Here is a 23149-nt window from a genome sequence, read left to right on the forward strand (position 1 = left end):
GAGGGGCCATTGGACACGCTCGATCGCCGCCGCTTCGGCGAAGCCTTGGCCGCATTCGCCGCGCTCGTCGCCGGCGGCGCGCTCGATGCGCGCGCCGATCAGAAGGTCACGGCCGATCATGATATGTCGAACATGCCGGCCTCGTGGTCCGGCAATGAGAAGATCGGCTTTCTGATCTATCCGGAGTTCACCGCGCTCGACATGATCGGCCCGCATTACATGCTCACCGGGCTGATGGGCGCGACGGCTTTCGTGATCGCAAAGAGCAAGACACCGGTGGTCAGCGATACGGGATTGACGATCACGCCGGACGCGAGCTTCGACGATGCGCCGGTCGATCTCGATATTCTCTGCGTGCCCGGCGGCGCCTCCGGCACGCTCGCCGCCATGCAGGACGAGCCGACGTTGCGCTTCATCAAAAGCCGCGGCGCGCGCGCGAAATATGTCACCTCGGTCTGCACGGGCTCGCTTCTGCTCGGCGCGGCGGGCCTGCTCGACGGCTATCGTGCGACGTCGCACTGGTCGGCGAAGCCGCTGCTGCCGATCTTCGGCGCGACGCCGACGCCCGGCCGTTTCGTGCGCGATCGCAATCGCATCACCGCGGAGGGCGTGACGGCGGGCCTCGATTTCGCCCTGGCTCTGGTCGGCGAATTGCGCGACCGCACTTACGCCGAGGGCGTGCAGCTCATCGCGCAATATGCGCCCGAGCCGCCATTCGACGCCGGCCAGCCGGAGCGGGCTCCGGCGGCGGTCAAAGCGATGATGGAGCAAATGTTCGCCGGTTTCCGGCTGTCCGCCGACAAGGTCGGCCGAGACGCTTTCGCGAAATCGAAGCGGCTCTGAGGTCTCGAAAAATCACGGCGCCTTCGGTTCGCGCGGCGAAGGACCGGGGTGGGTTCCGGCTTCGTCGGCGCCGCGGCGGTCTCTGTTGCGCTTCTGCAACAGGGAAAGGGTTTCGCTGGCTCGCCGTCCCCCGCGCTTGACACTCGCCAGCATCCGGGGGTTCCGTATGGAGAATGGATAAGTTCGCGCTCTGGCCGAAGGGAATAGCCCGCCTATTGATCGTGGGCCTCTTGGCTTGGGCTCTCGTCTTGCCCGGCATGGCGGTCGCGGCTTTGTCCGCTGTCGAACCGGGGGTCGTCGCCGCAGAGGCCGGCCATTGCGCCACGTCCGGCGGCGCCGATGGCCATCGCCATTCCCCTGGACCGCATTTTTCTTGCTCCTGCTGCATTCCGTGCCGGGCCGGCCAGATCGATGGTCCGACGGGTTTTCTCTCGGTCCTCCCAGCCGGCGCCGTTCTCTCATTCCGGGCCGCCGAGATCGTTCTGGGCGACGAGTCTCGGATGGTGGAGCCATCATCGCCGGCCGGCTGGATCAGCTCGTGGTCGCAGCGCGCCCCGCCGCGCTTTTTCTCGATCCCATTGCCGCCAGCCCTAGAGGCGTAGCGATCTCCCTGCCGGGACCGCCGCTCGGGCTTTTTGCGATCTCGATCAGCCCTCGCCGGTGCAAAATGCTCGATTCTGCATTGCGGCGCTCCGTGGGCGAGCTTTTCAAGCGCCACGGTCGTCAGCTTCTCGTCTACCTGCGCGGCAAAGCGGGCGCGAACGACGCGCCGGACCTGCTGCAGGAGACCTTCATCCGCGCTCTGCGCCGTGGCGGGCTCGAGGCCATGCCCGATCCAGAGGCGTTTCTCCATACGATCGCGACAAACCTCGCGCGGGATCTCGCGCGGCGGCGCAATACCGAGGCGAAATATCTCGAATTCAAGGAAGAGCTGCCGGAGGCGCCCTCGGCCGAAGCCTTGCCCGGAGCGTCGAGCGAGGAGAGCGACAGATCGCGGCTTTTGATCGCGACGATCGAAACGCTTCCGCCCCGATGCCGCGAGGTCTTTGTCCTCGTCATGCAGGAAAACCTGCCGGTGAAGGAGGCCGCTGCGCGGCTCGGCATTTCCGACAGCATGGCGCGGCGGCATATCCGCCTCGCCTTTCGGCGCTGCCGCGAGGCGGCGCGCTGATCATGCTGTTACATCGCGAGGTTCCGTTTTTTCCATCCAGCGCGTTGTACTCTATAGAGGGCGCGGGCAAAGCGATCAGGAGCGGGGCCAGGCGGCGCGCTGCGGCGTCATTCCCGAAATCAATGTCCATGCCGATCAGGCGGCGACGCGCATGAGCTTCGACAGCGATACGCCGGAAGACCCGCACGACATTGCGGTGGACTGGGTCCTTCGAAAGAAGGAAGGACCGTTGACGCGCAAGGAGCAGGCGGCGCTCGACGCTTGGCTCGCGGCCGATACCGCGCATGCGGCGGCGTTCCGCGAGGCCGAGGGATTATCCGCCGAGTTCGCCGCGCTGAGCGTGCGCCGCCCTGCGAAGCAAGCTCTGGTGAGGCGCAGGGGCCGCCCGGTCATGGCCGGCGCCGCCGCCGCTATGGCTCTCGCCTTGTTGCTCGGCGATCTCTCCATTCCGTTTGTCGCCGACTATTCCACCGGCGCCGGCGAAACGCGTCGCGTGACGCTCGCGGACGGATCGCATGTCGAGCTCGGCGCGCGCTCGGCGATCACGCTCCACTTCACGCCGGCGCGCCGTCGCCTCACGCTGCTGCGCGGGGAGGCATGGTTCGATGTGGCGCCGGATGCGTCGAGACCCTTCGTCGTGGAGGCCGCCGGTGGCTCGGCGACAGCGCTCGGCACGTCTTTCGACGTCGCCCTCGACGAGAATGGCGCGCGCGTGACGGTCACGGAGCACAGCGTTTCCGTGGCCAGCGGCGGCGCGGAGGTCGTCGCTCGGGAAGGGCAGGAGACGAGCTTCCTACGCGGCTCTTCCGCGAGCGCGCCGGCCGGCGCGAATGTGGCGAAGCTCACCGCTTGGCGGCGCGGCAGGCTGATCGTCGAGGACGAGGCGCTCGGCGATGTGCTCGCCATGCTCGGCCGCTATCGTCATGGCGTCGTCTATTGTCTGCGCCGCGAGATTTGCGCGCGCCGCGTGACCGGCGTCTATCGCACGGATGATCCGACGCAGGCCCTCGCCGATATCGAAACCGCGCTCGGCCTCTCGGCCTATCGCTTGTCGAATTATCTGATCCTGCTCCACGAGTGACGTCCTTCGCCGAAATTCCACCTGCCCGGAAAAAAGTTCGAGGCTTTTTTTTCGGCATGGTTCCGAGGCGCAGATCGACCGCGTTGAATCCAATGAGGGGGCATTTTCGCGCCCTCGATGAATTCAAAAGGCGGCGCAATGGCGAGGACGAAGGCCCCGAAGGGGAAGAGCGACATGGGTTCGGCAATCGCGGCGGCGACAGTCGGCTTTTTGATGGCGGGCTCAGGATCGACCTCCCGTCCGGCCGAGGCCGCCATCGCTCCGCAGGAGCGGACCGGCGCCGTCAAATTCTACCGCATCGACCAAATCCCGCTCACGGAAGCGCTCACCGCCTTCGCGGATCAGAACGATCTTCGGCTCTCCTATGACGCGCGGCTGACGCGCGGCGTGCGAACGCGCGGATTGTCCGGCCAATTCACCACGCAGGACGCCTTGCGCGCTCTGCTGGAGGGAACCACGCTCACTTACAGATTCGCCGATAACGGCCGCTCGGTGCTGATCACTCTGGCGCAGGCGGACAATGGCGTGCGCAATGACGCCGGGGCCGAGTCGCTGCCGCCGATCGATGTGGGGGCGGAGACGCGCGGCGTCGTGGGTGGCGCGGGAGGCGCTGCTGGCCAGAATGCCTATCGGCTCCCCAACGCCAGCTCCGCCACCAAGACCGACACGCCGATCATGGAGACGCCCGCCAGCGTTCATGTGGTTCCGCAGGCGGTGCTGCAGGACCAGCAGGTCGTGAGGATCGAGAAGGCGCTGCAGAACGTTTCAGGCGTCATTCAGATTCCGTGGAATCAGGGCCAATCGGACGCCTTTCTCATTCGCGGCTTCTCGAACGGCACGATCTATCGCGATGGTTTCCTGATTCCGGACGTGCTCGGCGGCGGCTCCAGCAAGCGCGACACGGCGAATCTGGAGCGCGTCGAAGTGCTGAAGGGGCCCGGCTCCATCCTCTACGGACGTTCGGAGCCCGGCGGCATCGTCAATGTCGTCACCAAGCAGCCGTTGGAAGAGCGCCGCTATGCGATCCAGCAGCAGATCGGCTCGTTCGACTTCTATCGCACGACTCTCGACGCCACCGGGCCGATCAGCTCGGACAAATCTGTGCTCTACCGAATCAACGTCGCCTATGAGAACGCCGGCTCGTTCCGAGATTTTCTGCACAACGACCGCATTTTCATCGCGCCTGTGGTGCGATGGAACATCGACAACCACACACAGCTGACGGCCGAGTTCGAATATTCCCACTTCAACGACACCGCCGACCCCGGCATTCCGCCTATCGGCAATCGCACGGCTCCTGTTCCGCGCACGCGTTATGTGGCGGAGCCCAATTCGAACCGATCGACGGGCGATCGCTATCTCTTCGGCTTCAATTGGTCTCGTGATCTCGACGAGAATTGGACATTTCGTCATCGGTTCATTGGCGAGCTCTGGCGGTTCGGAGAAAACAACAGCCTCTTCTTCGATAAAGCAAACGCCACCGGAACGCTCGATCGCTTCTTCAACGTCTCCTTGCCGGGCGGTCGTTCCGATCGTTACTACACGACGGCCAATCTCGCCGGAAAGTTCGAGACATTCGGCGTCAAGCACAATGTCTTGTTCGGATACGACTACTTCCATATCGACGATAGTCTGAGAACGATCTGTTGCCAGGCGGCTCCCGCCTTCAACATTTTCTCGCCTAGCTATCTGCCGAACAGGTTTCCGCTCGATCCAGCGCTCCTGTCGAGGATCAGCTTCACGCAGTCCTGGCAAGGGTATTATTTTCAGGATCAGATGCAGCTGCCTTACGACATCTTCCTGCTCGGCGGGTTTCGCTACGACGACGCGACCGGCATGAACAATGTCTCGCAGCTCGTTTCGACGCGGGACAATCGCATCAGCCCCCGAGCGGGGGTCTTGTGGCGTCCCATGCAATGGCTTTCGATCTATGGAAGCTACACCGAGAATTTCGGCGTTTCCAACAGCCTCTACAGGGGCGCGACCGGCAACATGATTCCCGCGCAGACCGCGCGGCAATGGGAGGGCGGCGTCAAGACAGAGCTCTTCGACGGACGGCTGTCCGCGACGGCCTCCTATTTTGATTTGACGAAGAATAATATCGGCGTTCCCGACCCCACAAATCCGACGCTCTCGCGCACGATCGGCGAGGCGGAGAGCCGTGGTTTGGAATTCGACCTCTCTGGCGAAGTGCTGCCCGGCTGGCGCATCATCGCCACCTACGCTTATCTCGGCTATGCGAAGATCAACAAAGACGTCGGCTGGGACGGCGGCGCCGGCAACACGGGCAAGCGTCTGTTCCTCGCCCCGCGTAATTCTGGGAGCCTATGGAGCACCTATGAGTTCCAGGGCGATCTCGCGGGATTGAAGCTCGGCGGCGGAGTAGTGGCGCTGGACGATCGTTACGGCGACACGATCAACAGCTATGTTCTGCCGAGCTATGCGATCTTCAATTTGATGGGGAGCTACAGCTTCGAGGTCGCGGGTCGGAAGCTCACCGCGCAGCTCAATATCGACAATCTGTTCGATCGGACCTATTGGGCCGGCTCCAACAGTTGGACTTTCGCCATGCCCGGCGCGCCGCGCACCTTCCTCGGGTCGCTCAAAGTCGAGTTCTAAAAGATGCGGCGTTCCTTCTGGGTTATCGTACATCGCTGGGTCGGCTTGACGATGGCCGGGTTTCTGATCCTGGTCGGCCTCACCGGCGCGCTGCTCGCCTTTCTGCCGGAGCTGAACCAATGGCTATCGCCGCGGCTCTTCCCCGGCGCGCGAGCGGGCGTCGCGCGCGACGCCGGCGCGCTGGCGCTGCGGGCCGAGGCGCTGGTCCCGGAGGCGCAAGTCCAATCCGTCTTCTTCAACGGAATGGGCTCGGCGACCATTCGCATGGAGGCGCGCCCTGGCGCGTCTCCGCTCGACTTCAATCAGCTCTTCCTCGACGAAGGCTCCGGCGAGGAGCTGGGCCGCCGCTCGACTAAGGGGCTGCCCGACGGAACGAGCACGATCCTGCCCTTCGTCTATCGTCTGCATTATGCGCTGGCGCTCGGCGAATTCGGCGGCTGGATTCTCGGCCTCGTCGCGCTCGCCTGGACGATCGATTGCTTCGTCGGCTTCTACCTGACTTTGCCGCCGCAGGGCGGGGCGCACAAGCGCGGCTTTCTCCAGCGCTGGAGACCGTCCTGGCTCGTGAAATCCGGCGCGTCCTTCTATCGCGTCAATTTCGATCTGCATCGCGCCGGCGGCCTGTGGCTGTGGGCGGCGCTGCTCGTCTTCGCCTGGTCCAGCGTGTTCATGAATTTGAACGGCCTTTATATGAGCGTGACGGAGCTGCTGCTCGATTTCGAGCGGCCGATCTGGGCGCAGCCCGCGCCGCCATCCGCTTCCGATGGTCGCGAACCGCTGGGGTGGCGGGAGGCGCAGGCGATCGGCGCGCGGCTGATGGACGAGCAGGCGAAAGCGAAAGGCTTCACGGTCGACAGGCAGGTTGCGCTCGCTCTGGAGCGTGAGGAGGGACGCTATCGCTACAGCGCGCACAGCAGCCTCGACATCGGCGAGAAATATGGGAGCACTTCGGTCTATTTCGACGCTCATGGCGGCGAGCTATCGAGCTTTGCTCCGCCCTCGGGCGCGCGCACGGGCAATACGCTGACCGCATGGCTGATGGAGCTGCACATGGCGAATGTGTTCGGCCTTCCATATCGCATCTTCGTCTGCGCGCTCGGCCTCGCTATCGCCATGCTTTCGGTCACAGGCGTCTATATCTGGTGGAAGAAAAGGAAAGCGCGCGGATTCCGCAAGCACGGCGCTGCGACCAGCGCGTCGCCGGAGCCGACGACCGCCGAGTAGGCGCGGCGTTCGAAGCCATCTGCTCGAGGCCATGCCGGCGCCGGCTTCGAATGGTCTGCGTCCGAACGAGCGCGAGCCGCGAGCGTCCGCGATATGACGAGCGCGAGAGGCGCCCATGTCCCGCCCGGTGAGCGCCGTCGCCATGAGGTCGGGAAATTGCGTCTACGACCGTGTCGAGCTCGGGGGTCGGCGGCGTCTTTTCCGACAGCACGGCGATGAGCGGGTCCTGCTGCTCCTCGAGGCGAAGGATGCTTCCGTCCTCCATGGCGCGGGTCAGCGTAGCGGATGCGATTCTCATACGTGCGGGCGGCGCATTGGATGAGCCGCTTCGGCGCGCGATCCGTCGCCAGCGTCGCGGATGGGGTGAGCGACAGCGCGGAGCTGGCCGTCTTCTTCAGCTTGTCGAAAAGCTGCAGGTTGTCGCGACGCTCGCACTTCTTCCGGGATGCGGCGAAGAGCAGGGGCGCGGCGTCAAAATCGGGATCGAGGGTCCATCTCCCGCTTTGCAGAAAAGGCGAGGAGCGGTATATGAATATGTCGATAGGTCCAGACATAACGGCAATAGCCGGGAGGGAGCCCAATGACGGAAGACAAAGTCTACAATGTTCTTTTTCTCTGCACCGGCAATTCCGCGCGCTCCATCATCGCCGAGGCGATCCTCAATCGCGTGGGCGCTGGTCGATTCAAAGCCTATAGCGCGGGCTCCCGCCCAAAAGGCGAGGTCAATCCGTATACGGTGGCCGTATTGGAGAAGTCCGGGTTCAAGGCGGACGGCTATCGCTCGAAGAGCTGGAGCGAATTCGCCGAGCCCGGCGCTCCGCCGCTCGATTTCGTCTTCACCGTCTGCGACGACGCTGCGAAAGAAGAGTGTCCCTATTGGCCAGGCCAGCCGATGACGGCGCATTGGGGCTTGCCCGACCCCGCCGCTGTCGAAGGGACCGAGGTCGAAAAGCATCTGGCCTTCGCCGACGCATTCCGCATGCTCAATAACCGTATCTCGATCTTCGCTTCCTTGCCGATGAAGGGTCTGGACAAGCTCTCCTTGCAGAGGCGGCTCGAGGAGATCGGCAAGGCGAAGCCCGTCGACGGCGCCGCCTGAGCGCCGCCATTGGCGCATTTCGTCGAGACATAGTGAAATATCGACGAATGGGCTATCTTCCGCGAAGGGCGGAGGAAGAAAATGGCGGAAGATCGGCTCACCGCGGAGGAGATCGTCGGCATTTTCGAGGCCTTGGCGCAGACGACTCGGCTCGAGGCCTATCGTCTGCTGCTGCGCTATCTTCCCTATGGGCTGCCGGCGGGCGACATCGCCCGCCTGCTGGCCGTGCCGCACAATACGCTCTCGACCCATATCGCCCATCTCGAACGCGCGGGCCTCGTCCTTGGACGACGCGAGGGGCGCTCGGTGATCTACGCCGCCAATTCCGGCAAATTGGGCCATGTGCTCACGACGATGCTGGCCGATCTCGGCGCGTCGCTGGATGATCTCACGCTCTCCGCGCCCGCCTTTCCGCAGAAGCGTCCGAAATCGGCGAGCAGGCGGGCGCGCAATGTTTTGTTTCTCTGCTCCGGCAACGCCGCGCGCTCAATTCTGGCGGAGGCGATCCTGAACCGTGAGGGCGGCGACCGCTTCCGCGGCTTTTCCGCGGGTAGTCGGCCCGCCGAGCGGCCCGATCCGATCGGCGTCGAATTGCTGTCGTCGCTCGGCTATGACACACGGGCGTTTCGTTCCAAGAGCTGGAAGGAATTCACGAGGCCCGACGCGCCTCGCATGGATTTCGTCATCACCCTCTGCGACGACATATGCGAGCAGCCCTGCGGCCCCTGGCCGCGCAACGCGCTGCTGGCGCATTGGGGCGTCGCCGACCCGGCGATAGTGAAGGGCGATGACGCGCAGAAGCGCGCCGCCTTCATGGAAGCCTATCGCCGCCTCGGCGCGCGGCTGACCGCCTTCGTTAATCTGCCGTTCGAAACGCTGGACCGGGCGGCGCTGAAGAGCCGTCTCGCCGATATTGCGACGATGGAGGGGGCGACGGAGCTGGCGGTGACGAGCGCGGCGTGACCGGAGGGAGGTTGCCTCGGTAATGGGCGAGTTCGAGATTCCGCATCCGACCCAGCGGAGACCTTCGTGCACCGTTCGATATTGGCGGCTTGTGGGAATTCTAGCGCGCTGGTTTGATCGTTTTTGGCTTTTCAAATCGAGCTTTGAAATTGTCAATGGCCTCTTCGAAACGTTCGAACCCCTCTCGGCGCATTTGCGCGGCAAAGCTGTTGGCTCGCTCGGTCCCGACAATCGCGGACCAAAAATAATGGATCATTCCAGCAGAATCGCGCTGGCTCATGCGGGTGATTGTTAGCCGCACCCCCTGCTTAAGCCGTTCTGATGCAGCGGGAGATGACAGTATTGGTTGAAAGACGCGCTCTTGCAGGAAATCCATAATTTCTGCCTCTTTCGAACCACGATTCATAGTAACCTCACATGATTGCTTTGATTTTAAGGGATGAAGCGGGCGCGCCCATCTATTTATAACGTCGCAGTTTAATATTCACTTCCAATTCAGAACGAACTTCCCGGATTTGCCAGGCATCGCCGCCTTCGGGTTGTCCTGCCAGCTAAACTCGACCTCAATAGACGCCTTGATCGCCTCAGCGACAAGGTAAGTAGCTTTCCAAGCCTTATTTGCCTCGGTTGCCTGCACGGATATTCCAACTTGGGGAAGATAGTTATATCCATCCTCTTCTTTCTTACCGAGAACTGTGTTGCAGATCACCAACTCCTTCACTTCGTCCCCCGACAGCGTCTTTTTGGCTTCATTTATCACAGCACGTAGCAGGTTATTCCAGTATGTATCCGCAGGGGGAAGGCGCTTCCCATTCAAAATGACTGAATGCACCGTAGTGAAAGAAAGATTGGGCGCAGATGCTGGGTTCAATGGGCGTTTTGCCAATGGCATATCGCCGTCCCCACCGCTGGTTTGGGCCTGCAGGGCATCCAGCGCCTTGGTCAAGACCGTTTCGAAGGTGTCCACTAACGGTGTCGCAAAGCTCTGCACACGAGCGAAGAGGTCTTCGGAGATATCGATTTTTGGCATCATCAACTCCCGCGGCGCTATACGTCGTGTACGGCGCAAATCGCTATGACGTGACGTAAACCATATACCGCATATAACGTTATAGCAATCACCTAAGCGACGGTGGCTCACAATTTTATCCGTGCCCAGACGCCTGCGCGAAAAATCCGCAGTAGCTACACGAACGCCCGCGAAAGTTGCCAAAGCGGAGCGTCAACTGATCCAGACGGTGTACCCGCCAAAGATCGCTCGGGCTCGCCGCTGAAAAGTGAAACCCTCCCTCTACGCCTTGACTACCAAAACAGTTCAAATATATTGGAACTATGGAAAAGACATCCGCCATCGCGGCCCTCGTCGCGCTCGCTCACGAGTCCCGCCTCGATATTTTCCGGCTGCTGATGCAAGCGGGGCCCAAGGGGCTTCCCGCTGGAAAAATCAGCGAGCGGCTGGGGCTTCCTTCGACCACTCTGTCTTTCCACCTCAATCAGCTCAAGCACGCCGATCTCGTGACCTTCCGTCGGGACGGCCGCTCCTTGATCTATTCGGCCGCCTATCCCGTCATGAATGCGCTGCTCGCCTATCTGACGGAGAATTGCTGCAAGGGCGACGCCGCCGCTTGCTGCGTCACGGAAGCCGATACGACCTGCCAGACCGAGAGGGTTCCATGAAGCGCCTGCATCTGCATGTGTCCGTCGAAGACCTGCCGCGATCCATCCACTTCTACAGCGCGCTGTTCGGCGCTGCGCCGACGGTCGCAAAGCCCGATTACGCCAAATGGATGCTGGACGATCCGCGCGTGAATTTCGCCATTTCCGCGCGAGGCGGGTCGAGCCTCGGATTGGAGCATCTCGGCATTCAGGTCGAAACCACGGATGAGCTGCAAGACGTCTATGGACGCCTGAAGCAGGCCGGCGGGCGCATCTATGAAGAGGGCGCGACCACCTGCTGCTATGCGCAGTCGGAAAAATCCTGGATCGCCGATCCGCAAGGGCTGATGTGGGAGACCTTTCTCACGACGGGCGAGAGCGCGGTCTATGGCGGCGAGCCGGCGTTGGATGCGCTGAAGGGCGAGGCGAACGCCTGCTGCGCGCCGACGACGCCGCAGGGCGAATGCTGTCCGCCGAAGCCGGAGCTTCCCGCAAAGGCGCCGTGCTGCGGCGCGAAGGAGCCCGCATGAGCGCGTCCGACGTGATTATCTATCACAACCCCGATTGCGGAACCTCGCGCAACACGCTCGGCCTCATCCGCAACGCCGGCATAGAGCCGCATGTGATCGAATATTTGAAGTCGCCGCCGACGCGCGCGCTGCTCGAGCAGCTCATCGCGCGAATGGAGATATCGACGCGGGCGCTGCTGCGGGAAAAGGGCACGCCCTATCACGAGCTCGGCCTCGGCGATCCGACGCTGAACGACGAGGCGCTGCTCGATGCGATGATGGCGCATCCGATCCTCATCAATCGGCCGATCGTCGTCACCTCCATGGGCGTGAAGCTGTGCCGTCCGTCGGAGGCGGTGCTGGACATTCTGCCGCTGCCGCAGCGCGGCGCGTTTTACAAGGAGGACGGCGAACTCATCGTCGATTCCGCCGGCCGGCGCGTGGCGACGGCATAGCAATCGAGGGAGACGGATATGACGGCAATCGAAATCTATGACCCGGCGCTCTGCTGCAGCACGGGCGTCTGCGGAACCGAGGTCGATCAGGCGCTGGTGAGCTTTGCCGCCGATGTCGATTGGGCGAAGCAGAACGGCGCCCGCATCGAGCGATTTAATCTGGCGCAGCAGCCGCTCGCCTTCGCCGAGAATGCGATCGTCAAAGCCTTTCTGGAGCGTTCTGGGCAGGAGGCGCTGCCTCTGGTGCTCGTTGCGGGCGAGGTCGCTCTCGCCGGGCGCTATCCGAGCCGCAGCGAGCTGGCCCGCTGGGCCGGGCTCGTCGAGACCGCGACGGAGGCGAAGCCGAGCGGATGCTGCGGCGGCGGCAGTTGCTGAAGGCCCGTGATGAAATTCCTAGAGCAGCCGCCGCGCTTCCTGTTCTTCACCGGCAAAGGCGGCGTCGGCAAAACGTCGATCGCCTGCGCGACGGCGATCGCGCTCGCCGAGGCCGGGCGCCGCGTGCTGCTGGTCAGCACCGATCCGGCGTCCAATGTGGCGCAAGTATTCGGCACGATCATCGGCAATCGGATGACCGACATTCCCGGCGCGCCGGGCCTGTCGGCGCTGGAGATCGACCCGCAGGCCGCCGCGCAGGCCTATCGCGATCGTATCGTCGGCCCGGTGCGCGGCCTGCTTCCGGACGCGGTGGTGAAAGGGATAGAGGAGCAACTGTCGGGCGCCTGCACGACGGAGATCGCCGCCTTCGATGAGTTCACCGCGCTGCTGGTCGATTCCGCGCTCACCGCGAATTACGATCACATCGTTTTCGACACGGCGCCGACGGGGCATACGATCCGTTTGCTGCAATTGCCCGGCGCTTGGAGCGGCTTCCTCGAATCCGGCAAGGGCGACGCCTCTTGCCTCGGGCCGTTGGCGGGGTTGGACAAGCAACGCGCGCAATATGGCCGCGCCGTCGAGGCCTTGGCCGACGCCGCGCGCACGCGCCTCATGCTCGTCGCTCGCGCGCAGCGCTCCGCGCTGACCGAAGTCGCCCGCACGCATAAAGAGCTGGCGGCGATCGGCATCGCTCAGCAATATCTCGTCATCAACGGCTTGCTGCCGGAAGAGGAGGCGAAGCAGGATGCGCTCGCCGCCGCCATCTATGAGCGCGAGCAGGCGGCGTTGCGCGCGCTGCCCGCCGAGCTCGCCTCTTTGCCCTGTGATCGCGTCGCGCTCAGGCCGTTCAATCTCGTCGGCTTGGACGCCTTGCGGCAATTGCTCGTCGCAGCGCCGTCGCCGGCGAACGCGAGCGATGACGAGCCGATCGCGCTCGACGCGCCCAGCCTGTCGGAGCTGGTCGACGCAATAGCGGCGGACGGTCACGGCCTCGTGATGCTGATGGGCAAGGGCGGCGTCGGCAAGACGACTCTGGCGGCCGCCGTCGCCGTGGAGCTCGCGCGCCGCGGCCTGCGCGTGCATCTCACCACCTCCGATCCGGCTGCGCATCTTGCGGAAACGCTCCATGGATCATTGGAGCATTTGAAAGTGAGCCGTATCGATCCGCATGCGGAAACGGAGCGCTATCGTCGCGAGATCCTCGCCGCCAAGGGCGCCAAGCTGGACGCCGCGGGCCGCGCGATGCTGGAAGAAGATTTGCGCTCGCCCTGCACCGAGGAAATCGCCGTGTTTCAGGCCTTCTCGCGCATCATCCGCGAGGCGGGCGAGAGTTTCGTGGTGATGGACACGGCGCCGACCGGCCATACACTGCTGCTGCTCGACGCGACCGGCGCCTATCATCGCGAGGTCGCGCGCCAATTGGACGCCAAAGGCGCGCATTACACGACGCCGATGATGCAATTGCAGGATCCGAAACAGACCAAGGTTCTGCTGGCGACGCTCGCCGAGACGACTCCCGTTCTGGAGGCGGCCGGCCTTCAGGCCGATCTGCGGCGCGCCGGAATCGAGCCTTGGGCGTGGATCATCAACAATAGCGTGGCCGCCGCGCGCCCGCATTCGCCGCTGCTCCGTCAGCGCGCGCGCAATGAGATACGCGAGATCGACGCCGTCGCCGCCACGCATGCGCGACGCTATGCGATCGTCCCGCTGCTGAAGGAAGAGCCGGTCGGCGTTTCTCGTCTTCAGGAGCTGGCGGGCCACGCTGTCGAAGCCGACTGATATTCTACCGAAAGGAAGTCCGATGGAACTGCGCGCAACTCCGGCCGCCACGGAGCCGAATCGAAGCACCGCCGCAGCGCCCGCCATGGGCGTTTTCGAGCGATATCTGACTCTATGGGTCGGGCTCTGCATCATCGTCGGCATCGCGCTCGGCCAGGCGGCGCCCGTCGTTTTCCACGCCATTGGTGAAGCGACAATCGCGCAAGTTAATCTCCCGGTCGCGGCGCTGGTGTGGCTGATGATCATCCCCATGCTGCTGAAGATCGACCCCGCCGCGCTCGGCCGAGTGCGCGAGCATTGGCGCGGCATCGCCGTCACCGTCGGCATCAATTGGCTGGTGAAACCCTTCTCCATGGCGCTGCTCGGCTGGCTGTTCATCGCGCATCTGTTCCGGCCCTTTCTGCCGGCCGATCAGATCGACGCCTATATCGCCGGCCTCATTCTGCTGGCGGCGGCGCCTTGCACGGCGATGGTGTTCGTGTGGTCCAACCTCGTCGAGGGCGAGCCGCATTTCACTTTGTCGCAAGTCGCGCTCAACGACACGATCATGATTGTCGCCTTTGCGCCGCTCGTCGCTCTGCTGCTCGGCCTGTCGTCCATCACCGTGCCTTGGGGCACGCTGCTGCTGTCGGTCGCGCTCTATATCGTCGCGCCGGTCATCGCATCGCAGCTCTGGCGGCGCGCGCTGTTGGCGAAGGGCGGCGCGGCGGTGTTGGCAGCGACGCTGCGCGTGCTCGGCCCGCTCTCGCTCGTCGCGCTGCTGCTGACGCTCGTCATTCTGTTCGGCCTGCAGGGCGAGGAGATCATGCGTCAGCCATTGGTCATCGCGCTCTTGGCGACGCCGATCTTGATCCAGGTCTATTTCAACGCCGGCCTCGCCTATTTGCTCAATCGCCGCCTCGGCGTCGAATGGTGTGTCGCCGGCCCTTCGGCGCTGATCGGAGCCAGCAATTTCTTCGAGCTGGCAGTCGCGACGGCGATCGCTTTGTTCGGTTTCCAATCGGGCGCGGCGCTCGCGACCGTCGTCGGCGTGCTGGTGGAAGTGCCGGTCATGCTCTCCGTCGTCCATATCGTCCGCCGCTCGCGGACATGGTACGAGAACGCCGGCGTGTCCTCGCGCGCGTGAGCGACGCATAGCGAGATCAGGGAAATCGGATGAACGAATTAGAAGCAGCAAAGGCGAAAGCCGCCGCCGCCTACAATGCCGCCGCCGACTATTTCGACCACCCCGTGAGCTCGTTTTGGCATCGCTTCGGACGAGAGACCGTCGCTCGTCTCGATCTTCGGCCCGGCGCATGTGTGCTCGACGTCTGCTCGGGCAGCGGCGGATCGGCCTTACCGGCCGCCGAGCGCGTCGGACCGAAGGGCAGAGTGATCGCCGTCGATCTCGCCGAACGCTTGATCGCATTGGCCGCGTCGAAAGCGCAAAGCAAGGGCCTCGAGACTATCGAGTTCCGCGTCGCCGACATGCTCGCCCTCGGCTATCCGGACGACGCATTCGATGCGGTAATTTGCGTGTTCGGCGTCTTTTTCGTGCCCGACATGACCGGGGCGGTCCGGGAACTGTGGCGCATGGTGCGTCCGGGCGGTCGGCTCGCCATCACGACTTGGGGACCCGATCTGTTCGAACCCGCGAACAGCGCCTTCTGGAACGCGATACGGCAGGAGCGCCCCGATCTCTTTCAGGGCTTCAATCCCTGGGACCGTATTTCCCAACCGGCGGGTCTGCAAGAAATGCTGGCCGCCGCAGGCGTGAGCGACGCCGACATAGCGGCTGAAGCAGGCCGTCACCCCTTACAGTCGCCGGATGATTGGTGGGTGATCGCGATGGGCAGCGGCTATCGCGGGACACTCGCGCAACTCGATCCCGAGACCTTTTCGCGTGTCAGAGAGACAAATTTGTCTCTCCTGCGCGCGAGCGGTGCGACTTCGATCGAGACGAATGTCCTTTACGCCGTCGCCACCAAGAAATTGTCTCCCGAGTGAAGCTCGCGTCCTAGGAGTGCGGTCCGTCGACTGTTTTGGGCGACGGCTGCATTAGGTTATGCAGTTCTTGCGGGCACAAGAGCCCGGCCGGAGAGACAGGTCGTGCCCGCTGCGGCGCCTTTGCCGGTTCCTCATCCTCGGGCGTTACTCGGGTTCACGTCCTGGAGCGATTCTGACCGCCGCATGGGATCGGTGGACCATCAAGGCCACCGAATTCAATTTCGAATCTTATCCATTTGATTTCATTGGTGGGCCGGGTAGGACTCGAACCTACAACCAGACCGTTATGAGCGGCCGGCTCTAACCATTGAGCTACCGGCCCAGCCGCCGTTTCGGCCGGGAATAGTGTTCCTATAGCGGATTCGCGCCGCGCCGCAACGCCCGATCGAAAATTGGGCGCCGGCTGATTTTCGCGCGACCAAATCCCTTGCGATGCGCTAAGTTGCGCCGCCCGCCCTCCGGACGCGCCAGGCGTCGGAGCCGGGCCAGAGCTATCGGAGCGGCGATGACCTATTGTTGTGGCATTCTCGTGCGCGGCGGTCTCGTCATGATCGCCGACACCCGCACCAATGCGGGGCTCGACAATATCTCCACATTTCGCAAGCTCCATGTCTTCGAGCAGCCGGGCGAGCGCGTCATGATGCTCGCAACTGCCGGAAATCTCTCCGTCACTCAGGGCGCGGTCACTCTGCTCGCGGAAGGGCTCGAAAATCCCGAGACGCATGAGATCGAGCGCCTCGTCGACGCGCGCGGGATGCTGCAGGCGGCGCAGCTCGTCGGCCGCGCCGTTCGGCGCTCGCACGCGATCGCGGGGGAGGGCGCGGAGGATTCGGGGGTCAGCTTCGATGTCTCGCTGCTGTTCGGCGGGCAGATCGGCAACGGCCAGCTGCGGCTGTTCATGGTCTATACGGCCGGCAATTTCATCGAATGCACGCAGGACACGCCCTATCTGCAGATCGGCGAGCACAAATATGGCAAGCCCATCCTCGACCGCGCGGTCTCCTTCGACACCGATGTGCTCGATGCGCTCAAGATCGGGCTCATCTCCATGGATTCGACCATTCGCTCCAATCTCTCCGTCGGCCTGCCGGTCGATATCGCTCTGCTGCGCCGTGACGCGCTGCGCACCGACGTCTCGACGCGCATAGACGGTTCCGATCCCTATTTCCGGGATTTGCGGGAGAGCTGGTCGCGGGCGCTGCGGGCCGCGCATATCGCCATTCCGGCGCCGCCCTATGGCGGGGCGCGATGACGCGGAGCGAGGACGGCGCGGCGCGGCGCGCGCCGGCCGGGGAGGAGGCGATCGAACGAGGCGCGCGCATTTTGCGCGAGGGCGGGCTCGTCGCCTTCCCCACTGAGACGGTCTATGGGCTCGGGGCGGATGCGACCTCGCCCGCGGCGGTGGCGAAAATCTACGCCGCCAAGGGACGGCCGAGCTTCAATCCGCTCATCGCCCATGTCGCCGATATCGATTCGGCGCTGCGGGAGGCGGAGCTGCCGCCGGCGGCGCTGCGGCTCGCCGAGGCTTTTTGGCCCGGGCCGCTGACTTTGGTGGCGCCGCGGGCGGCGGGCGGCTCAGTCTGCGAGCTCGCGCGCGCCGGCCTCGAGAGCGTGGCGCTGCGCGCGCCGTCGGCGCCGGTCGCGCGGGCGCTGATTCTGGCTGCGGGGCGGCCGATCGCTGCGCCTTCGGCCAATCGCTCCGGCCATGTCAGCCCGGTGACGGCGGAGCATGTGCTGGAGGATCTCGGCGCGAGGGTCGATCTCGTCATCGATGGCGGACGGGCGGACAAAGGCGTCGAATCGACGATCGTCGCCTTTCTCGGCGCGCGGCCGCGGCTGCTGCGGCCGGGCGCCTTGGCGCGAGAGGCGCTGGAGGAGCTTTTGGGCGCGCCGCTGGAGCGCGAGGGCGGAGGGGCGGCGATCGTCGCGCCGGGGATGACCGCCTCCCATTATGCGCCATCGGCGCGGCTGCGGCTCGAGGCCGAAGAGCTGCGCGAGGGCGAGGCCGGGCTCGATTTCGGCGGCCGTCTCGCCGAGCGTGGAGGGGTGGGACTCCTGCTGGATTTATCGCCCTCCGCCAATCTCGAGGAGGCGGCGGCCAATCTCTTCCTCTATTTGCGCGAGCTGGACGCCCGCGGCGCAACGGCCGTAGCCGTGGCGCCGATTCCGGCGCATGGGCTCGGCGAGGCGATCAATGATCGGCTGCGCCGGGCCGCCGCGCCGAAGTAATCAGACGGCCCCAATAATCATGCCGCAAGGGCGGCTGCGCCGTCGCCGAGTCGGAAATCCATCGTCGCCGGCTCCGGCAGGCTGCGCCATGGCGCGCATTCATAGCCGCGTGCGGCGAGACCATCCGCGTGGGTGGAGCTCATCTCGACCACGAGGCGCGTCGTGTGATTGAGGACCGGTGGAATGGCCCAGGCGAAGGGCGCGGCGTTGGCGTATGTCTCGCGCATCAGCGCGCGGCGGGCCTCATTGTTCTCCGGCCCCATGCGGCCGCGCCAGCCGGCGCGCGGCTGCTGCCAATCATTGGCGACGATGACCGGGCCGCGCAGCACATGGGCCTCGCGCTCCGTCCGCTCGATCAGCGCGATCTCATGCGGCGCTGTTCCCGTCAGCGTGAACAGCACGGGCCGCGCCAGCGGCTCGCGCGCGAGCAGAGCGACCGCCTCTTCGAATGTCGCGCAAGTCTCGAAAGCGTAGCGCAGCAGATGATCCGGCGGCCAGCCGGTCTCATATTTCAGCGCATTGGCGAGATTGAGCGCGAAATCATAAGGGAAGGCGGCGCCGCCATCGATGCGGCGGCGCATCGGCGCCTGATTGATGACCGCCGAGAAGCGTCCGGGCGCCATGGCCGTCAGCACGCCGATCGCCCCCGGCCAGGTCACATTGTAGAAGCCGCCCGCCGGACCGGCGGCCCAGGCGATCTCGACGCCGCGGCCGAGGCCACGAAACGGCCAGTCGAGCGAGCGCCGAATCGTCGGCGCGCCGTCGGGCGCGACGAAGGCCTGGGTGGTGCAGGCGAAGAGATAGGACATGTTGAGCGTCGCCGCGCCGTGAAATCCCAATATTTCCGCGATGCGCTCCAAATCGTCGAAATAGCGGGAGGCGGATTTCTGCAGCCAGGATCGCGCCAGCCGATCGAGCGGCGCGAGGCAGACGTGGCCCCAGCGCGGCATGGGCGCGAGACAGGCGTCGCGCAGCGCCTCGGCTGCCGCGACACGCGCCGCGGCATGGGCGATCGGACCGCCATCTCTCACATCCAGAAAAGGAATTTGCCGCACCAAGGCCCCTCCGACATGTCATCCTAACGATATAAATCACACATGTAACTGTCATAATACAGTCAGAAAGCAACCAGACCTATATGTCTGCCGAGACAAGGCTGGGTGATTCGCACGAGAGCCTCCGATCCAACCGGATCGGAGAAAGCTCTAGAGTCTCACCTTTGGAGCGAAGTCTGATCGATCGAACGATATCGTTCGGTCGGAAAGCGCTCTAATCTCGCGCCGGCGAAAATCGTTGCGCTGCAGAGCGCGCGCATTCGCTGCGGATCGGCTAAAGAAAACAGCGAGGCGGAGACCGCGAGCGTCGCCGTCGTCCCGGGAGGAGATCGAATGTCCCGTCCGCGCGTTCTCGAAGCGATGGCGGCGCTGCAGGATCACGCGCGGGCGTTGCGCGCGTCGCGCACGCTGGATCTATTCGCCGCCGAAGCCGATCGTTTCGCGAAATTCTCGGTGGCGCTGGATGATTTCCTGCTGGATTTCTCCAAGCATCGGATCGACGGCGAGACCATGCGCCTGCTCGTCGATCTCGCCCGCGCCGCAGATCTCGAGGGCGCGCGCGCGGCGCTGTTCGCCGGCGAGCCCGTCAATCTCACCGAGGGCCGCGCGGCCGCGCATTGGGCGCTGCGCGATCTCTCGGATCGCCCTCTCATCGTCGGCGGCGAGAATGTGCGCGGCGTGGTCGAGGCGGAGCGCGAGAAGGTCTACGCCTTTGCGCGCGCGCTGCGGTCGGGCGAATTGCGCGGCGCCGGCGGCGCGCCTTTCACCGATATCGTCAATATCGGCATCGGCGGCTCCGATCTCGGCCCGGCCATGGCCGCGCGCGCGCTCGCGCCTTTCGGCAAAGGCGGCCCGCGCGCGCATTTCGTCTCCAATGTCGACGGCGCCGATATGGCGGACACGCTCGCCGGCCTCGATGCGGCGCGCACCTTGTTCATTGTCTCCTCCAAGACATTCACGACACAAGAGACCATGGCCAATGCCGCGCTGGCGCGCGCTTTCATCGTGGAGCGCCTCGGCGAGGCGGCGGTGGCCGCGCATTTCGCCGCCGTGTCGACGCGGCTCGACAAGGTCGCGGAGTTCGGCGTCGATCCTTCGCGCGTCTTCGGCTTTTGGGATTGGGTCGGCGGCCGCTATTCCATCTGGTCGGCCATCGGCCTCTCGCTCGTCATCGCCATAGGCCCGGAGAATTTCACGGAATTTCTGCGCGGCGGCTTCGACATGGACGAGCATTTTCGCAGCGCGCCGCTCGAGCGCAATATTCCGGCGCTGATGGGGCTGATCGGCGTGTTTCATCGCGACGTCGAGGGCAGGGCGGCGCAGGCGATCATTCCCTATGACCAGCGCCTCGCGCGTTTTCCCGCCTATCTGCAGCAGCTCGACATGGAGTCGAACGGCAAATCGGTGGCGCGCGACGGCGGCGTCGTGGAATTCGCGACCGGGCCGATCGTGTTCGGCGAGCCGGGGACCAATGGCCAGCACGCTTTTTTCCAGCTGCTGCATCAGGGAACCGACGTCACGCCGATCGATTTCCTCATCGCCGCCGAGCCGATCGACGCCGATGCGCATCATCACGCGCTGCTCTTTTCCAATTGCCTCGCGCAGAGCGAGGCATTCATGCGCGGGCGCACGCTCGCCGAGGCGAAAGCGCAGCTCGCCGCCGCGGGGCTAGACGCCGCGCGCGTCGAAGCGCTGGCGCCGCACAAGGTCTTCACCGGCGATCGGCCGAGCAGCGTGCTGCTCTATCGCCGGCTCGATCCGCGCACGCTGGGGCGCCTCGTTGCGCTCTATGAGCACAAGGTCTTCGTGCAATCGGTGATCTGGGACATCAACCCTTTCGATCAATGGGGCGTCGAGCTCGGCAAGGAGCTCGCCAATCGTTTGGCGCCGATCGTGGAGAGCGAGACCGCGCCGCTCGCGGGGCTCGACGGCTCGACGGCGGGGCTCATCCGCTGGCGGCGAAGAGAAGCCTGACTGTCGGTCGCTGGCGGGAAGGAAGACGCCGTGCGTCGCGCGGCGCGCGCGATTGACGCGCGGCCCCGTGCGAAGATAGAATTTACCCAATATTTCAAAGCTGGGCCGCTGCATGTCGATCCTTTCCGAAGATCAGATCGCAGAATATAGCGCCAAGGGATTTGTCGCCGTCACCGGCTTTCTCTCCCGAGAAGAGATCGGGCGGCTGCGTCGCGATTTCGATGATGCCTCGCGCGTCAGCTTCCGCTTCTATGGCGTGAAGGACGTCACGCCCGATTGCGCGAAAGCGATGAAGCCGCGTCTGCTGGAAGTCTGCCGCGCCTTGGCGGCGGGCAGCGAGACGCGAGCGGATATGCTGAGCGGCGCGGTCTATTGGTCGTCGTGCAAGGCCAAGGCGGGCGTGACCGACGCATGGCATCAGGACCATGACAGCTGGTGGTTGTGGGGCGAGAACCATGTGGACTATCTTCACATGTTCATTCCCATCGCCAAGCCCGATCCAAACAAGACAGGGCTGACCTTGGCGGCGCTCGACCGTCTCGCGGCGGCGGCGCCCGAGGCGCATCGGCTGACGGTCGGAAAAGGCGCCATGTCGCTGAAGCGCGAAGTGGGCGCCACGACGGTTCTCGTTCGCGACACGGGGAAAAAGCACGCTTTCGATTTCGACGTCGAAGCGATCGCCGAAACGCCACGACTCGCCGAGGGCGATCTGCTGCTGTTTCGCGGCGATGTCTTTCATCGCACGCAGGATCGCGAATGCGATCGTCTGGCCGTGTCCTTCCGCATGGCGCGCGGCGGAACGCCGGTTCGGCGCGAGCATCTGCTGAGCTGGGGCAGTCTCGAGAAATTCGTGCTGTCCATGACCAATCACGAAAAATACCGCTATGTGCTCGAGGCGCTGGATCGTCACGGCGACGGCTGTCCGCTTGGCGAGGTGGCGTCGCATCTCGAGGCCGCCTATGACCGGCCGCCGCGCGTGAGCTTCGCCGCGCTCCTCGGCCAAAAGCTGCGCGCCGTAGCGTCGGGGCGGCTCGGCGCTCGCGGAACAGGCCTGGCGCGCGAGAGCTAGTCCAGTCTCTACGCTCGGCGCTCTGCGGGCAGGAAAGGGCAGGCGATCGCGCATTTGCGCGCGCAGGGGATAGCGGTTGTGCTCGTCACGACGGATGCGCTGATCGCATCTTCTTCGACGTCGAACGGCGGCGGCGCCTCCATCGCCGTCGTGATCGTCAGCGCGCATGTGTCCATTGCGCGCGCCTTTACGAATCGGCCAGAGGGGCGACGGACGAAAATGCGCGAGGGATCATTCGGATCATAGCGCGCCTCGAGCCGCTTGCGCCCGGCGGCGAAATCATCGGCGATGGCGCGCGACCAATAGAGGCGGCCGTGCAGGCGCAGTCCGTCCTCGTCCAGCACGCCTTCGTCGTCCGGCAGCAGCGATAGGCGGAAAGTCACGCAATCGAGCGGCAGTCGCACCAGATCGTCGCGCATATGCTTGCGCCACAGCGTCAGCGGCGCGCGGCCGAGATCGCGATGCTTGCGGCAATGATAGACGCCGGCGATCTCCGCGCCGATCCAGCTGTCGAGCTCGCGCAGCGTGAGACGTTGCGCATGCGGCCCGACATAGAGATCGCGCTCGCCGCGCTCCATGGGGCCGACATCGGTGATGAGCGGAACGCAGCCCAATCGGCTGCCGATCAGCTCCTGTATGTGCGCGCCATAGCGCGCGCTCGCCGGCTCGCTCCAGACCGTCTCTATGCCGATCTCGCGACAGGCGCGCACGAAGGCGCGGCGACCGAAGAAGCTGTTGGCGTCGACATGGATCGCCTCCGGCAATCCGGCGACCGGCCAATCGAAATCGACGCCGCGCTCCTTCAGCCAGCGCGTCTTGTCGCAGACGGAGTGGAGAATGGCGAGGCTCGCCGACAGTCGCGTCGGCGGCGTGAGCGCGAGGTGAAAGCCCGTCGCCATTCGTGTGAGCGCGTCGACGCCGAGCGTGATCCACGGCCGGCCGAGCTCGCGGCCGGAGTCTTCGTCGACGATCATCACGTCGACTTTCGCGTGATCGATCTGCACGGCCTCGAGCGGCCGTGTGGCCTCTGATCTCTTCCGCACCTTGCTCGCCGCCGCTTTT

At 64.6% G+C, this 23149-nt stretch carries 22 protein-coding genes and 1 tRNA gene; 18 read left to right on the forward strand and 5 right to left on the reverse strand.

The features are described 5' to 3' along the window. Window positions 1-9 precede the first annotated feature (9 nt). The 7 genes from A1351_RS13065 to A1351_RS13100 all read left to right on the forward strand — a co-directional run bounded on the left by A1351_RS13065 (window position 10) and on the right by A1351_RS13100 (window position 9000). Window positions 10-843 (forward strand): DJ-1/PfpI family protein, encoded by an 834-nt coding sequence (locus tag A1351_RS13065; RefSeq protein ID WP_026598199.1) that lies wholly within the window; start codon window positions 10-12, stop codon window positions 841-843. A gap of 694 nt (window positions 844-1537) precedes the next feature. Continuing rightward, complete coding sequence (locus A1351_RS13075; RefSeq protein WP_348625813.1) at window positions 1538-2014, forward strand: RNA polymerase sigma factor; 477 nt, start codon at window positions 1538-1540, stop codon at window positions 2012-2014. A gap of 151 nt (window positions 2015-2165) precedes the next feature. Then, the gene (locus A1351_RS13080) at window positions 2166-3095 is read left to right on the forward strand and encodes a FecR family protein (protein WP_064033182.1); all 930 of its coding nucleotides are present in this window, start codon (window positions 2166-2168) and stop codon (window positions 3093-3095) included. 174 nt (window positions 3096-3269) lie between these two features. Then, window positions 3270-5714: a TonB-dependent receptor gene (locus A1351_RS13085; protein ID WP_064033183.1), complete on the forward strand. Its 2445-nt coding sequence runs from the start codon at window positions 3270-3272 to the stop codon at window positions 5712-5714. A gap of 3 nt (window positions 5715-5717) precedes the next feature. Next, a complete protein-coding gene (locus A1351_RS13090; protein ID WP_024879490.1) occupies window positions 5718-6938 on the forward strand; it encodes a PepSY domain-containing protein in 1221 nt (406 codons plus the stop codon). Between the two features lie 580 nt (window positions 6939-7518). Beyond that, entirely contained in the window at window positions 7519-8037 is a 519-nt protein-coding gene (locus A1351_RS13095) for an arsenate reductase ArsC (protein ID WP_024879492.1), read from the forward strand. An 81-nt stretch (window positions 8038-8118) separates the two neighbouring features. Beyond that, the gene (locus A1351_RS13100; protein WP_064033184.1) at window positions 8119-9000 is read left to right on the forward strand and encodes a helix-turn-helix domain-containing protein; all 882 of its coding nucleotides are present in this window, start codon (window positions 8119-8121) and stop codon (window positions 8998-9000) included. 100 nt (window positions 9001-9100) lie between these two features. On the opposite strand, the gene A1351_RS13105 is transcribed toward A1351_RS13100, so the two are convergent. Beyond that, window positions 9101-9376, reverse strand: a complete 276-nt coding sequence (locus A1351_RS13105) for a hypothetical protein (protein WP_245267259.1) — start codon at window positions 9374-9376, stop codon at window positions 9101-9103. Window positions 9377-9484: 108 nt separating this feature from the next. Then, window positions 9485-10033 carry a T4SS efffector SepA family protein gene (locus A1351_RS13110; RefSeq protein ID WP_024879495.1) on the reverse strand — a complete coding sequence of 183 codons (549 nt, stop codon included), beginning with the start codon at window positions 10031-10033 and terminating at the stop codon, window positions 9485-9487. A gap of 299 nt (window positions 10034-10332) precedes the next feature. On the opposite strand from A1351_RS13110, the gene A1351_RS13115 reads away from it, so the two are divergent. From A1351_RS13115 to A1351_RS13145, 7 genes are all read left to right on the forward strand, one after another. Beyond that, window positions 10333-10677 carry a helix-turn-helix transcriptional regulator gene (locus A1351_RS13115; protein WP_024879496.1) on the forward strand — a complete coding sequence of 115 codons (345 nt, stop codon included), beginning with the start codon at window positions 10333-10335 and terminating at the stop codon, window positions 10675-10677. Continuing rightward, the gene (locus A1351_RS13120; RefSeq protein WP_024879497.1) at window positions 10674-11186 is read left to right on the forward strand and encodes an ArsI/CadI family heavy metal resistance metalloenzyme; all 513 of its coding nucleotides are present in this window, start codon (window positions 10674-10676) and stop codon (window positions 11184-11186) included. Before A1351_RS13115 ends, A1351_RS13120 begins: the two co-directional genes overlap by 4 nt. Next, a complete protein-coding gene (arsC, locus tag A1351_RS13125) occupies window positions 11183-11620 on the forward strand; it encodes an arsenate reductase (glutaredoxin) (protein WP_024879498.1) in 438 nt (145 codons plus the stop codon). The genes A1351_RS13120 and arsC overlap by 4 nt, the downstream gene beginning before the upstream one ends. Window positions 11621-11638: 18 nt before the next feature. Then, the gene (arsD, locus tag A1351_RS13130; RefSeq protein WP_024879499.1) at window positions 11639-11995 is read left to right on the forward strand and encodes an arsenite efflux transporter metallochaperone ArsD; all 357 of its coding nucleotides are present in this window, start codon (window positions 11639-11641) and stop codon (window positions 11993-11995) included. A 9-nt stretch (window positions 11996-12004) separates the two neighbouring features. Continuing rightward, window positions 12005-13774, forward strand: a complete 1770-nt coding sequence (gene arsA / locus A1351_RS13135; protein WP_024879500.1) for an arsenical pump-driving ATPase — start codon at window positions 12005-12007, stop codon at window positions 13772-13774. An 85-nt stretch (window positions 13775-13859) separates the two neighbouring features. Further along, window positions 13860-14900: an ACR3 family arsenite efflux transporter gene (gene arsB, locus A1351_RS13140; RefSeq protein WP_024879501.1), complete on the forward strand. Its 1041-nt coding sequence runs from the start codon at window positions 13860-13862 to the stop codon at window positions 14898-14900. A gap of 29 nt (window positions 14901-14929) precedes the next feature. Beyond that, a complete protein-coding gene (locus A1351_RS13145) occupies window positions 14930-15760 on the forward strand; it encodes a class I SAM-dependent methyltransferase (protein WP_064033186.1) in 831 nt (276 codons plus the stop codon). A 246-nt stretch (window positions 15761-16006) separates the two neighbouring features. On the opposite strand, the gene A1351_RS13150 is transcribed toward A1351_RS13145, so the two are convergent. Continuing rightward, window positions 16007-16082, reverse strand: a tRNA-Ile gene (locus tag A1351_RS13150). A gap of 183 nt (window positions 16083-16265) precedes the next feature. Between A1351_RS13150 and A1351_RS13155 the strand changes: the two genes are divergently transcribed. After that, a complete protein-coding gene (locus tag A1351_RS13155) occupies window positions 16266-17012 on the forward strand; it encodes a peptidase (protein WP_024879503.1) in 747 nt (248 codons plus the stop codon). Next, window positions 17009-17989 carry an L-threonylcarbamoyladenylate synthase gene (locus A1351_RS13160; protein ID WP_064033187.1) on the forward strand — a complete coding sequence of 327 codons (981 nt, stop codon included), beginning with the start codon at window positions 17009-17011 and terminating at the stop codon, window positions 17987-17989. Before A1351_RS13155 ends, A1351_RS13160 begins: the two co-directional genes overlap by 4 nt. A 17-nt stretch (window positions 17990-18006) precedes the next feature. On the opposite strand, the gene A1351_RS13165 is transcribed toward A1351_RS13160, so the two are convergent. After that, entirely contained in the window at window positions 18007-19044 is a 1038-nt protein-coding gene (locus A1351_RS13165; RefSeq protein ID WP_198162414.1) for a hypothetical protein, read from the reverse strand. A gap of 333 nt (window positions 19045-19377) precedes the next feature. On the opposite strand from A1351_RS13165, the gene pgi reads away from it, so the two are divergent. Beyond that, a complete protein-coding gene (pgi, locus tag A1351_RS13170; protein ID WP_064033189.1) occupies window positions 19378-21018 on the forward strand; it encodes a glucose-6-phosphate isomerase in 1641 nt (546 codons plus the stop codon). 112 nt (window positions 21019-21130) lie between these two features. Then, the gene (locus A1351_RS13175) at window positions 21131-22087 is read left to right on the forward strand and encodes a hypothetical protein (protein ID WP_064033190.1); all 957 of its coding nucleotides are present in this window, start codon (window positions 21131-21133) and stop codon (window positions 22085-22087) included. 8 nt (window positions 22088-22095) lie between these two features. Here A1351_RS13175 and A1351_RS13180 read toward each other — a convergent pair whose 3' ends face one another. Beyond that, window positions 22096-23130, reverse strand: coding sequence for a Mu transposase C-terminal domain-containing protein (locus A1351_RS13180; RefSeq protein ID WP_064033191.1), 1035 nt, complete (start codon window positions 23128-23130; stop codon window positions 22096-22098). Between the last annotated feature and the right edge of the window lie 19 nt (window positions 23131-23149).

This window comes from Methylosinus sp. R-45379, assembly GCF_001644125.1.
Classification (GTDB): Bacteria; Pseudomonadota; Alphaproteobacteria; order Rhizobiales; family Beijerinckiaceae; genus Methylosinus.

Excerpts from the sequence above, each read along its gene's own strand:
- A1351_RS13080 (WP_064033182.1), top strand. The coding sequence starts at position 2,166 with ATGAGCTTCGACAGCGATACGCCGGAAGACCCGCACGACATTGCGGTG.
- A1351_RS13085 (WP_064033183.1), top strand. The coding sequence starts at position 3,270 with ATGGGTTCGGCAATCGCGGCGGCGACAGTCGGCTTTTTGATGGCGGGC.
- A1351_RS13090 (WP_024879490.1), top strand. The coding sequence starts at position 5,718 with ATGCGGCGTTCCTTCTGGGTTATCGTACATCGCTGGGTCGGCTTGACG.
- A1351_RS13095 (WP_024879492.1), top strand. The coding sequence starts at position 7,519 with ATGACGGAAGACAAAGTCTACAATGTTCTTTTTCTCTGCACCGGCAAT.
- A1351_RS13100 (WP_064033184.1), top strand. The coding sequence starts at position 8,119 with ATGGCGGAAGATCGGCTCACCGCGGAGGAGATCGTCGGCATTTTCGAG.
- A1351_RS13105 (WP_245267259.1), bottom strand. The coding sequence starts at position 9,376 with ATGGATTTCCTGCAAGAGCGCGTCTTTCAACCAATACTGTCATCTCCC.
- A1351_RS13110 (WP_024879495.1), bottom strand. The coding sequence starts at position 10,033 with ATGATGCCAAAAATCGATATCTCCGAAGACCTCTTCGCTCGTGTGCAG.
- A1351_RS13115 (WP_024879496.1), top strand. The coding sequence starts at position 10,333 with ATGGAAAAGACATCCGCCATCGCGGCCCTCGTCGCGCTCGCTCACGAG.
- A1351_RS13120 (WP_024879497.1), top strand. The coding sequence starts at position 10,674 with ATGAAGCGCCTGCATCTGCATGTGTCCGTCGAAGACCTGCCGCGATCC.
- arsC (WP_024879498.1), top strand. The coding sequence starts at position 11,183 with ATGAGCGCGTCCGACGTGATTATCTATCACAACCCCGATTGCGGAACC.
- arsD (WP_024879499.1), top strand. The coding sequence starts at position 11,639 with ATGACGGCAATCGAAATCTATGACCCGGCGCTCTGCTGCAGCACGGGC.
- arsA (WP_024879500.1), top strand. The coding sequence starts at position 12,005 with ATGAAATTCCTAGAGCAGCCGCCGCGCTTCCTGTTCTTCACCGGCAAA.
- arsB (WP_024879501.1), top strand. The coding sequence starts at position 13,860 with ATGGGCGTTTTCGAGCGATATCTGACTCTATGGGTCGGGCTCTGCATC.
- A1351_RS13145 (WP_064033186.1), top strand. The coding sequence starts at position 14,930 with ATGAACGAATTAGAAGCAGCAAAGGCGAAAGCCGCCGCCGCCTACAAT.
- A1351_RS13155 (WP_024879503.1), top strand. The coding sequence starts at position 16,266 with ATGACCTATTGTTGTGGCATTCTCGTGCGCGGCGGTCTCGTCATGATC.
- A1351_RS13160 (WP_064033187.1), top strand. The coding sequence starts at position 17,009 with ATGACGCGGAGCGAGGACGGCGCGGCGCGGCGCGCGCCGGCCGGGGAG.
- pgi (WP_064033189.1), top strand. The coding sequence starts at position 19,378 with ATGTCCCGTCCGCGCGTTCTCGAAGCGATGGCGGCGCTGCAGGATCAC.
- A1351_RS13175 (WP_064033190.1), top strand. The coding sequence starts at position 21,131 with ATGTCGATCCTTTCCGAAGATCAGATCGCAGAATATAGCGCCAAGGGA.